This window comes from Paenibacillus sp. V4I3, from assembly GCF_030817215.1.
Lineage (GTDB): Bacteria > Bacillota > Bacilli > Paenibacillales > NBRC-103111 > Paenibacillus_E.
This window is the reverse complement of sequence record NZ_JAUSZA010000001.1, coordinates 2,020,403-2,032,024: the sequence shown is the minus strand read 5'-3', so window position 1 is coordinate 2,032,024 and position 11,622 is coordinate 2,020,403. Positions and strand designations below refer to the sequence as shown.

Sequence of the window (11,622 nt, the reverse complement as noted above, 5' to 3'; positions counted from 1 at the left end):
TATCCATTACAAGTAAACCTATGTTAATCCTAATCACAAAAAACTGTCAACCTTACTTTTACAGACTTATAAACAACATTTCTTATATTTCTTCCCGCTCCCGCATGGGCAAGGGTCATTGCGTCCGATTTTACTATTACCAGAAACAGCCTTTAGATCATTCGTAGAATGGATGACACGAACTACCGCCGGCTTCTGCTGAGGTTGAACATTTTCATTAGCAAAATAGCGGAAAACGCGCATACCCGAATCTTTTACCGTCATGATACGTGGCGTTCTTTGAAAAGCATACTTGATTTCAGACTCCGGCAAATACTGCGCACTGACCAGATCAAAACGTATCAATACAGCTACAACAGAATGAAGAAAAACATCTGCACTAGTGTCAAGCAGCTTCCCAGATTCCCTATTCTTCTTCCATTCTTTTTGCACATCATGCTCGTGATCAACAGGCCAACTTGCTAGCACACTTGCAATCGGCTCTCTTAAGGCCTGGATCGCTTCAGGATAACCGCCCTCGTTAGATTCCTGCAAGTTTCCCCATTCAACGTTATTCCAAAGCGAATCTAATAGAACGACTGCCTGTTCCTTATCAGATAAAGCAAGAAATCTTACGGCCTGATTCGTAACTTCACACTGCTGCTTACGCTCTGCTATCAACCCTAATGCTTCCGCTGCATAGAAAAAGAACTGAAACAAGGGCTCTTGATCCTGATTCAAAGTCGGTTTGCGAAAAAGATTCCATTGCAGCTTCTCGTCGAGCTCTTTCCAAAACTTCCGTGGCAAATGCTGTCTGGCCGGCGTCACTTTGATGCTCGTAGCATCCTGTAGGAAAGCCAAGAACTCCCTGAAATCCGCAACAATTTGAGGCACAGCGGTTTTGTTATCCATCCATTGCTCAAGTAGATTGTTATCAACCACAATAGGCTTTAGCTGTACAGATGCGGATCTAGGCTTTTGCTGAGCCAAGTAAGCGTCGATATCATTGGAATCAAGCCACTTTTTCATGGCCTTATCACTTTTCGCATTCATATATTGATCAAACCTGTCAGCGAAAAACTCCTTATAATTACACACTGCTAATACCTCAGCCCCCTGCAGAGCCGAAATCTTGGCTGCTTGCAGAAGATATTGCGTCCACTTTATGATAGCCGGAAGATAAATATCGACATCAGACTTCGAACTATTCAGCATTTTGCTAATATAGAAATAACCCAGAAAATCAACAATCGTTTCGCCCTGCAGCTGTGCATAATCCAACTCATAACGAACAAAATACTCCGTCGTCACAAATCGTATGCTATAAACATACTTTGCTACTGTCTCTGCTTTTAATTTGCCTTCTTCCGTAAGATACTTACTGAACAAGGCTGTTTCATTTTCCCAAAATAGTTGTAGTTCTTCCATTGTTAATTTATTCGTTGTTTTCATCAAAGACACTCCAATAACTAATTACTCCAAAGTTGCATTATACCAAAAAAACTCCCTTTATGGGGAGTTGGTTAAATCTTCTTGTTTATGAATTTGCTATCGTTGCACCTATTTCCTTCTTCATAGCTTCTAATTTAGAGATAAAACTCCAAAGAAATTTCTGACTTCCTTCTAAAATATGTACAACTTTTGAACCTAATGACAGCTTGGCTTGAAGCAGTTTTTGTTCGGAACGAATTTGTTCCGGAAATCGAACTACTTTCAATAAGTCCGTCAAAACAAACGAATTATATGGAAATAAATCCTTCATATGTTGCGCAAAATTATCGCCTAATAGTATGTAAGACTGCTTATCATGCTGTATGTACCAATCTGTATACTCAGGCAACATCCAAATGAAATATAAGGGATACTGATGACGTTCAGTTCCCTTGAATTCAAAGAGTTTATCTAGATTCTCCAAGGAAAGCTCCATATCAAACATCCGTCTTACATAGCTGCTCAGATATTGACGAAGATAATCCAAATATAACATTTTATCCATGGTTAGCCCCCTCAAAACATCCTATCATTCGATAGGTATTTTTCACCAACAACTGCCAAGTAGTTATTGTCTAAAATTTCGAAGCTTCCCCCGTAACCGTAACGAAACTCTCTATATTTGGATTTAAATTGCTCTATTGAGACAACACCTGATATTAATATTTCTTTTATATCCTCAATATCCTTATCTAAACCTCGACCAAGCTTAACCAAGGCAACATCCAGTAACCCTAATGTGAACACTAGAATACCTCCAAAATCCGCCTTTAATATCAACCGATCTCGATAATCTTCACAGAGAAAAAGTATACCTTCATTAACGATTTGAATATCGTACTTTGAATAGCTCGCCACCCGAGTCGTATTTAAAATATCAACATCCGTTGTTTTCCTAGATGAATCAATCGTGAGAATAATGGATGCAGCGCCAATAACGATGATGGTCGTTCCAGAACGAAGCTCTTTGGCAAATAACTCTAATCTGCTCAAAATATCTTCTTTAGTTAGACCGTCATCCTTGTCAAATAAATTCAATAAGTCCATTCATTCATCACCTCTTATTACTCATTATACTTCACAAAATTGGTAATGAAAATAAGGGAAGACACCTGCTCATTTCGAGCAGTGCTTCCCTTTTTCGACTTATATTGATTCTATGATCATCTTATTTCCCAGACTGCCCCTCAGTCGCCATAGCGACTTTGATCATTTCATTCGTAGGCAAATCGCCAGTCGACAATCTGAACTCTACGCCGTCATTCGTCCAAGTGAGCGTCTTCTTCTCATCCCCCGTGAGCACGCCGATAGTGAATCCAAGATCAACAATCGTACCCGGCTGCAAGGACACTGATTTGGCCTGTGGTCTCACCTCTATGAGACTGAAGTTGTACTTCCCTTTGTATCTCAAAAGGACCGCTGCGTCCTCACCAAGCTTCATATCCGTGATATCCTGCTTCACCACTTCTTTCGGCAGGTAGGACGGCTCGATAATACCGATACTCTGAGCTTTGCTTGCCGCGGCAGTCGGCTTCGTCGTATCAGTACCTGTTTTAGTCGCTGCAGCCTTTTGCCCATCTTGAGCTTGGCCTGCAGCTTGATCGGATTGACCGCCTGTTGCTGACAGATTCTTATCTGTTACAGACTTACCACCTGTTGCTGGGTGATTGGCATCCGTAACGCCAACGTCAGCCATCGTAGGTAAAGACTTCAAATTCCAGCTGGTCATATTGCGCTCCATTTGGAAATAATCCTTGTCGAACTTAGCATCGAATTCAAAGCTCGTAAAATTCACCTGAACCAACACATTCTTATTCGCATCCGACACCTGAACCTGCTTAGGCGCCAATGTCTTCTTATTCAGCCAAATTTTCTGGCGTGACAGCTGCTCATTTTGATAATTGGCTGCAACATCGAACACATACGTATCATTATCCGTCGTAAATTGGCGATCCTTATCGGCAATTATGCTCTTCGCAAGAGACTGGAACAAATACACCTGCCCCTGATTCTCCGGCCAATCGCTTTGGAAGCGGAAGCTCTTCTTGAGATGCGGCGTCAGCACGAACACGCCCTCCTCATTACGCAGTACGATCTGCGTCACATCCTTCCCCGCATTCGTAAGCGAAATACGGTAGAAATGATCCGGCGAGTAAGCCACCTCCACCTGATACTCCTGCGGCTGCTGCCCCGTGTTCAAAATCATGCTTCCTGAAGCCTGATAGCTGCCCGACTTGCTGATCACATGATCCAAATCCTTTACAATAGATCCTGCATCCTTTTTGCCCATCCCGCATCCCGCGAGAACCAATGCTAAGCACATCACCACTGCTACCACCCATGTGACCCGGCGCATTCGATCATCCCCTCACTCATGATTAACATCAACATAGTACATGCATATGAGGGGACTTGGCCGATTATGCAGACGAGTTGGGGCTTGGCTAAATAAAGCAACAAAAATAGCCACTCCAAATGGAATGGCCCTAATGAGCTCTTTTGAATGCTGCTAAAAATTAATCTCCGCATCTTTAAGCAACGGGTGCTTCTGATCCTTATCCGATAAAATGGGATTAGCTGTCGGCCAATCAATGCCAATAGCCGGGTCGCTCCATAAAATTCCCCTATCATGGACAGGAGAGTAATACTCATCCACCTTGTATAACACTTGAGTTTGGGGCTCAGTCGTACAAAACCCATGAGCAAATCCTTGAGGAACAAGAAGCTGGCGCTTATTAGCCGCACTAAGAGTGACGCCCACCCATTCACCGAAGGTAGAAGAGTTTTTACGAATATCTACCGCCACATCATAAATAGAACCTGAAACAACCCGAACTAGTTTCGTTTGTGCTTTTGGATTCAATTGATAATGAAGCCCCCGCAAAACTCCAATTTCTAAAGATAAAGAATGATTGTCTTGAACAAAAGGAACATCAATTCCATGCTCCGCCAATTTCGCACGATGATAACTTTCCATGAAAAAACCCCGATGATCCCCATGGACATCAGGTTCAATAATAAATAATCCTGGCAGTTTTGTGGCAATAACATTCATCAGCTAGATCACCTCTGTAACTAACGTATGCATGATTATTTGGAATTGTCTCTAACTTGCGCCTTCATTGAATATACGCAGCCAGCACTTTAACTTCCAGATTTCGACATTTTGAAAACAAAAAAGAGACTGCTTGGAGCTATAAATAGCCTCAGCAGCCTCTTCATTTATGAATTACGTTTTACCACATATACACAACACTGGCAATAATGGCCGCCCAGATCAGGGAGCCGAACACAACACCAACAATCAATCCTTTGCCAACTGACAAATGATCATCCTGGTAAGCGTCTTCATGATCGATCATAAGAATAACCTCCCCGCATACTTAGTATATGCATAGTATGGGGAAGATGTTGACGAATCATGCGGTTGAGGCGAAAAAAATTTTAGTACGCATTTTTATTAATAAAACCATTAATAATCGTTCTCCAAATAATTTTAATATCGAATAGAAAAGTCCAATTTTCAATATAAAAAATGTCATGCTTGATTCGTTCCTCGATAGAGGTATCTCCTCTGAGACCGTTGCTTTGAGCCCACCCCGTAATCCCAGGACGATATGATGCTTCACCATATACTTCGGAACTTCTTCCTTGAATTGTTCCACGAAATAAGGACGCTCTGGCCTTGGACCGACAACACTCATATGCCCAAAAAGCACATTAAAAAACTGCGGCAGCTCATCAAGACTCGTTTTGCGAAGGAAAGTACCGACCTTCGTTCGCCGCGGGTCATTTTTAACCGTCCACTCCGTATTAGAGGAACTCTCTGCCAACACATTCATACTACGCAACTTATACATCATAAACCTTCTGCGGTTTAGACCTACACGCTCTTGTTTGAAAATGATCGGACCTGGAGAAGTTAGCTTAATAGCAATAACGGAAGCAATCATAACGGGCAAAGTAATTAGAATAGCCATAGAGGCGAAAACAATATCGAAAGCTCGCTTGAAAAGTCGGTTCCGGAACTCATCCAGCGGGATATCTCGTACGTTAATAAGCGGCATATCAGCAAAATTATCAAAATAAGGACGAGATGGCAAGAAGTCGTAAAAGTCCGGTATGATCAGGGTTTGACACTAATTTTTTCACAGACATTGATGATCCTGCCGAACTTACGGTGTGCATCTAACGAAAGAGCGATGAAAACCTCATCGACAATGAGATCGTTCAGAATGTCTTCGAGATCGTCTATCTTCCCAATAATCGGCTTATAGCTCTGGAAAGAAACTTCATGTTTCTCCTGAAAATCATCCAGGAAACCGACGACTTCGTACCCAAGCTCAGGATGCTGCCTCAGCTTCGTGTAGAACTGACGACCGAGTGTGCCTGCACCGAGAATAAGAATGAGCTGCTTGTTGTAGCCCTTTTGCCTTAACGGATTTTAATCATGTAGCGGTACAAACTTCTTTTAAACCTTCTCTATTGTACTATTATTTCCAATAGTCAAAAAGAAGTCGGCTGCATCTATAAATGCATAAGCTTCAGCATGTCGAAAAAGGTCATCCTCCCCAAAAAATTGAGGAACTGACCTTTTTAAAATCGCAATTACAGTTCAGTGATCTCCATTACCACTGCTGGGTTTTTGGGTGGATTGCGAAACATTTACTAATTAATTCCCTTTTTCTTGTACTCCATATTGGTAAATGAATGCTATTATCAACCAAAGTATGAGGATGATAGAATGAGTTAGGAAAAAGGGCTGGAACATACTGTAAGATACTATAAAAAAGATTGAAAGCATAAGTAGTGAAGGTATAACAATATTTTTTTGTTGTATTAGTATAACTATAGTTTTAACAATCGGTAGCAAAATAACAATAGCATACAGGCATAAACCAATCATTCCACAAGCTAGCAGAATTTCAAGGATAAAATTATGGACTGATTGAGAAGGAACGGCTTTTCCACTCGATGTCACACTAAACAATAACTCTCCGGTTCCAATAAACGGACTTTTAATTAATCTATCAAAGGCAATCTTCCACATTGCAAATCTGAAGCCATCATTTTCTTTATTACTAATAACAATGTTTTCAGTTTTGAAATTAAACCCGAATTTCTCTTCTTTTGTTTTTTCATTTGGAGTATTTGATTCTGAAAGATTCTTATTATTTTTTAATACAGTATCTGTGCTTACTACCGCGTTTGCTACAGCGCTCTGCACGCTAGTATTATTTAACATACTTCCTCTGATTAAAAAACCACTAACATGTTCAATGGAGATAAATGACACAATCAAAACCAGACTTAAAAGTATTGAGAAAAAATAGTTTTTTAATAGTTTTTTTGATTTGAATGAAAGTGCTAGCGTAAGTACGGTAAAAAACATTGCTAGAGCAAATCCAGTTCGGGAACCAGATATCGTAAGCAAAGCAAGCGTTATGATAATATTTGTGAAACTAACACTAAGTATAAATTTTGAAGTAAGGCGCGTCTTCACATAGTGTCGGTATAGAATTATAAAACATAAAGGAAGAATTGAGACAATAAAACAATTAAAGATATTTATATTAATCATTAATGTACTTAAAGGTAAAACAAATGGATAATCAAGAGTAGCACCAACTAATAATTGAATTATGTTAGCCACAAGACCAGCACATACAATATTTGCAAGAATTATTGAATAATCAAATTTCTTATGGTCAAAGTAAAAAAATAAAGCCATCACAGGAAAAGTAACTTTTGCAAACAAAAACATATCCAGTTTAAGATTGTGTAGATAAAATCGAAATAAAACGAGTAATATAAAATAAACAGAAAATATCCCTATTACAATTAGCTGCCGTTTTAAAACCACGGATGGCTTATAACTTTTTCTTATTATTTTAAACAACATGAAAAAAAATAGATATAAAACAATAATTTCTGAAATACTGATTGTAAAACCTTTATTTATCAACGGAATGCTGAGTGTGAAAATCCAAAAACTTGAAACAATTAAAACAAAAACAAAATTTGTTGCTATGAAAGCTTTTAATTCATCGTAAAACGATAAACGATTTTCTGCTTTAATAAAAATAATAATCCTCTCCTATCAAATTTGGGATAATAATTTTAGTATTTTATCCGTTTGATTTAAAACATTTTTTTCATTTCTCAGAAATTCAATAGCTTTTCTACAGCGCTCAAATTTTTGTTTAGCAGGCAGACTGCAAATATCTACAATTTTTTTAGCCATGCCCTCATAGTCATTATTGTTTTCAAAATAGTATAAAAATTCGTCATACTCATTTGGAATCCCATCTAATTTAAACATAAGCACAGGTTTTCCTGCCATCATATATTCAAGTGTTTTTGAAGGAAAAGAATATTTGACAAAATCCTTATCTGGTTGGCGTGGATTAATCAGTAAAGTTGCTTCGCCTTGCAACTTTATGGATTCTTCAATGCTGAGCGTTCCAAGAAACTGGATGCGGCTGTCTTTTTCTGCGTATTCCTTTACCATCTGTACAGCATTTCCACTTCCAGCAATTATAAGGGCATAATCTTGTCCTTTGACTAATGAAAAAGCTTTCAATAGGCCTTCAATTCCATATTCTGTGTTAACCCCACCCGTATACACAATCTTTTTTATAACAAATTCGTGCTCAGGCATTGGGCTATTTAAACTGATCGGCAATTTTTTTGTATCAATAACACCCTCAATAACGATGAAGGGCTTGTCAATATTCAGTGCACTTGCCATATGACTTGAAACTAAAGTAAACATATCAATTTCTTTCAGCAGCGTTTTTTGTTTTTTTATATCAATCGATTTAAGTGTTCTATAGACTAGGCTTGAATCTGCGTCCATATATTGTGGAAGGTCAGGAACAATCAAGCAAGCTTTTAGCTTACTGTTTATTGCTTTTGCTTGTTTAACTGCTTGAAGGAATGGTGTTGTCAAAGCATAAACAATTACAAACATGTCCTCGTCTTGATTTTCATAAACCCATTTGAGTAGACTACTTGCGACTGCATTTTTTCTTGATATCTGCCTAAATCCAAACAAATTATTAAAAGCGATTGTCGGTGCCTGTTTTTTCCCCCATAAACACCCACTCATATGACGGTACGTGTAGCATTTTATGTTGTTTAGGATAAGACCCGACAAACGGAATATTTAAAATAGTAAAATCATCCTGCATGTGCAAATAAAAGCCCTCTGCCAAGGCGGCAGCAGTCCTATGTGCAGCATATTGCGGCATAATAATGCTCTTTTTAATAAGTTCACTATCATTTGATGGATGTAATCCGCAAATCATGGCAACTTTCATAATAATCTCCTATTTAGGCAATACTTGATCCCCAATGTAAAACTCGGAATCTTATGCTGGTTCATTAAGTTCACAGTATTTACTCAAGATACTTGACGACGTAATTGTTTTACTAATGAATTAAAAATATAAACAATTTGTGGTTGCTTTAAAAAATATAAAACAATCAAATATAGAGATGTACCAATTATAGTTACTAAAACCAGCCTTAAAAATATAGCCCCAGCATCTAACAAATTATTGATAAGGTACGCTGCAACAATTATTCCAAGTAGAGCGCTAAGCATTTTCAGTCCATCGATTAAAATTGTTTTATATCCCATTGGTCCTAACTTTCGTTTTAGTAAATACATTATTATTACACATGACAAAAGTGAAGCAGCGGAAGCTGATAGAGTAAGACCGGCTATTCCAAAAAAATTGACAAAAATGAGATTAAGAATAATATTAACCACAACGCTTGATAAATTGACATACAAAGGTGTTCTTGTGTCCTGTAATGCGTAAAAAAGTCGTGTACAAGCCAAATTTATGCCAACAGGTAATTGTCCTATAACGTAAAATAAAAATGCCTGACTTGTTAATATACTTGCCGATTCGTCAAACTTTCCACGCATAAAAACAATTTTCACAATTTCTTCACTGTATAGCATACTAATTGCTGTAATTGGAATTAAACAAAGCATAAGGATCGAGCAAGCCTTATTTAGCTGTGTTTTGACCTCGTCATTTCTATTGTTGGTGACAAGAATAGAAAGAGTGGTAAATAATGTTGTAGTTATAGGGATTATAATTACCCCTTGAATAAAGAAAATCAATTGGCTTGCATAGCCTAGAGCAGTTACGCTTCCTATCTGTAGACTAGACGCCAACGCCTTGTTAACTGCCTGGTTAATAGAAAAGGCAAATGATCCGATAAAAACAGGAACGCACATTAAGACTGTTTTCTTGATTGGAAATTTTTTCCATTTAAATTCAAAAAAAAGCCTGTATGATCCTTTAAAAAACGGAATTAATACAGCAATCTGTAAGACACTGCCTGCTAAAAATCCGAAAATCATTGCATATATGCCAAAATATTTATTAAGAATTAGCGGGAAAATCATGGAAACCAAATTCAACATAATCCCTGTTAGCTGTCCGGGAACATACTTTTCTTGTGCATTAAGAATCCCTGAAAAAAGAGATACGATTGTTGTTACCGCGATGATAGGAGAAAAAATACGTAAAGCAATTACAGTAAGGTCATGTGCGCTTTTAGTAAAATCCGGGGCAAATAGATTTACAAAGAAATGCGCAAAAATAAATATAAGAACACCGAAACACAATGAAAACAAAAGCATTGCGCATAATAATGCATTTGTATATTGCTCGGCATATTTACCCCCTTTTTCTGCGCTAAGCTTAGTTCGCATTGGAACAATTACGGTTGTTAGGCTATTTGTTACTCCTGAAAGCAGGGTTATTATATCTGATGCCATATAAAATGCATCGGTCACCCCAGTCGCACCGAAAATCGAAGCAGTAACCGACGTTCTTATAAAAGCCAATACCTTAGCAATGGCAGAAACGCCTGATGAAAACAACGTTTCTCTTAATACCGATCTTTTTCGCACAATATCCCCCAAACTATTGCATGACGGAAATCATGCTTATTTATACACAATACTCTAAAATTCCATTTGTGCGAGAATTGACCTTATTATTGCTTGCCCCATACAGTCCTATTCACATAATCCGTATAAGAAAGAATAATCCTCAGTACCTTTTCCGAAACATTTGGCATACTATAGTCACTGACAGTCCTCAACGTTGCGGGTATTTGTGATTCTAAAATATCCAAACCTTGCAAAATTCGCTCTTTGTTTAATCCAACCAACATGACTGATGCTTCTTCCATGGCTTCAGGGCGTTCATGTGCCTGTCTAATATTAAGCGCCCTAAATTTTAGTATTGAGGACTCCTCGCTAATTGTTCCGCTATCGCTTAAAACAGCCTTGGATTTAACTTGAAGTTTAACATATTCATTAAAACCAAGTGGTTTCAGAAGTGAAACCAACGGATGAAATTCTATTTTTTTAGAATCAATCATATTGCGTGTTCGCGGATGTGTGCTGACAATAACCGGAAGTTCGTATTTTTCAGCAATGGCATTGAGACTTTCAACTAAACTTAGAAAGTTGGATTCCGAATTAATATTTTCTTCTCTATGGGCAGATACAACAAAATATTGCCCTTCCATCAATTGCAATCTATTAAGAACATCTGAATTATTTATATCATCCATTCTGGAATGGATTACTTCAAACATTGGGCTACCAGTCTTGATAATCCTATCTGCAGGCAAACCTTCTCTTAGTAAATATTCTCTTGCAATATCGCTATAGGTTAAATTTACATCTGAAATATGGTCAACAATTTTTCTGTTTGTTTCTTCGGGAACACGTTGGTCAAAGCACCTGTTTCCTGCTTCCATATGGAAAATTGGAATGTGTCTTCGTTTTGCTGCAATTGCACACAAACAGCTATTTGTATCCCCTAAAACAAGAAACGCATCTGGCTTTACCTCCTCTAAGACATTTTCAATATTAATAAATATGTTACCAATGGTAGTCATAGGCGATCCAGAAGCGGCATTTAGAAAATAATCTGGCTTTTTTAATTTAAAGTCCTGAAAAAACACTTCATTCAACTCAAAGTCGTAGTTTTGTCCTGTATGGACAAGCACATGATCTATTGCTTCTGATTCATCTAGTTTTCTGATAACAGCTGACAGTCTAATTATCTCAGGTCTAGTCCCTACGACTGTCATTACTTTTAACTTCTTCAT

11 protein-coding genes and 1 pseudogene are annotated in these 11,622 nt (G+C 38.1%); all 12 read right to left on the bottom strand.

The features are described 5' to 3' along the window. Positions 1-66: 66 nt before the first annotated feature. The 12 genes and pseudogenes from QFZ77_RS09440 to wecB all read right to left on the bottom strand — a co-directional run bounded on the left by QFZ77_RS09440 (position 67) and on the right by wecB (position 11,622). Positions 67-1,431, bottom strand: a complete 1,365-nt coding sequence (locus QFZ77_RS09440) for a YecA family protein (protein WP_307438813.1) — start codon at positions 1,429-1,431, stop codon at positions 67-69. A gap of 85 nt (positions 1,432-1,516) precedes the next feature. After that, positions 1,517-1,975, bottom strand: a complete 459-nt coding sequence (locus QFZ77_RS09435) for a hypothetical protein (protein WP_307438809.1) — start codon at positions 1,973-1,975, stop codon at positions 1,517-1,519. Between the two features lie 11 nt (positions 1,976-1,986). Continuing rightward, positions 1,987-2,517, bottom strand: a complete 531-nt coding sequence (locus QFZ77_RS09430; RefSeq protein ID WP_307438806.1) for a DUF6036 family nucleotidyltransferase — start codon at positions 2,515-2,517, stop codon at positions 1,987-1,989. Between the two features lie 121 nt (positions 2,518-2,638). Next, positions 2,639-3,826 carry an outer membrane lipoprotein-sorting protein gene (locus tag QFZ77_RS09425; RefSeq protein ID WP_307438804.1) on the bottom strand — a complete coding sequence of 396 codons (1,188 nt, stop codon included), beginning with the start codon at positions 3,824-3,826 and terminating at the stop codon, positions 2,639-2,641. A gap of 153 nt (positions 3,827-3,979) precedes the next feature. Beyond that, a complete protein-coding gene (gene rfbC / locus QFZ77_RS09420) occupies positions 3,980-4,525 on the bottom strand; it encodes a dTDP-4-dehydrorhamnose 3,5-epimerase (RefSeq protein WP_307438801.1) in 546 nt (181 codons plus the stop codon). A gap of 181 nt (positions 4,526-4,706) precedes the next feature. After that, on the bottom strand, positions 4,707-4,832 hold the full coding sequence (locus QFZ77_RS09415; RefSeq protein ID WP_307438800.1) for a hypothetical protein: 126 nt from the start codon (positions 4,830-4,832) through the stop codon (positions 4,707-4,709). Positions 4,833-4,914: 82 nt separating this feature from the next. Continuing rightward, positions 4,915-5,908: pseudogene (locus QFZ77_RS09410) on the bottom strand (undecaprenyl-phosphate glucose phosphotransferase); the annotation flags it as partial. A gap of 234 nt (positions 5,909-6,142) precedes the next feature. After that, positions 6,143-7,228: an O-antigen ligase family protein gene (locus QFZ77_RS09405; protein ID WP_307438799.1), complete on the bottom strand. Its 1,086-nt coding sequence runs from the start codon at positions 7,226-7,228 to the stop codon at positions 6,143-6,145. Between the two features lie 342 nt (positions 7,229-7,570). Further along, entirely contained in the window at positions 7,571-8,443 is an 873-nt protein-coding gene (locus tag QFZ77_RS09400) for a glycosyltransferase (RefSeq protein WP_307438798.1), read from the bottom strand. A gap of 88 nt (positions 8,444-8,531) precedes the next feature. Then, complete coding sequence (locus QFZ77_RS09395) at positions 8,532-8,792, bottom strand: hypothetical protein (RefSeq protein ID WP_307438797.1); 261 nt, start codon at positions 8,790-8,792, stop codon at positions 8,532-8,534. Between the two features lie 83 nt (positions 8,793-8,875). Beyond that, on the bottom strand, positions 8,876-10,408 hold the full coding sequence (murJ, locus tag QFZ77_RS09390) for a murein biosynthesis integral membrane protein MurJ (RefSeq protein WP_307438794.1): 1,533 nt from the start codon (positions 10,406-10,408) through the stop codon (positions 8,876-8,878). Between the two features lie 86 nt (positions 10,409-10,494). Next, positions 10,495-11,622 (bottom strand): non-hydrolyzing UDP-N-acetylglucosamine 2-epimerase, encoded by a 1,128-nt coding sequence (gene wecB / locus QFZ77_RS09385; protein ID WP_307438792.1) that lies wholly within the window; start codon positions 11,620-11,622, stop codon positions 10,495-10,497.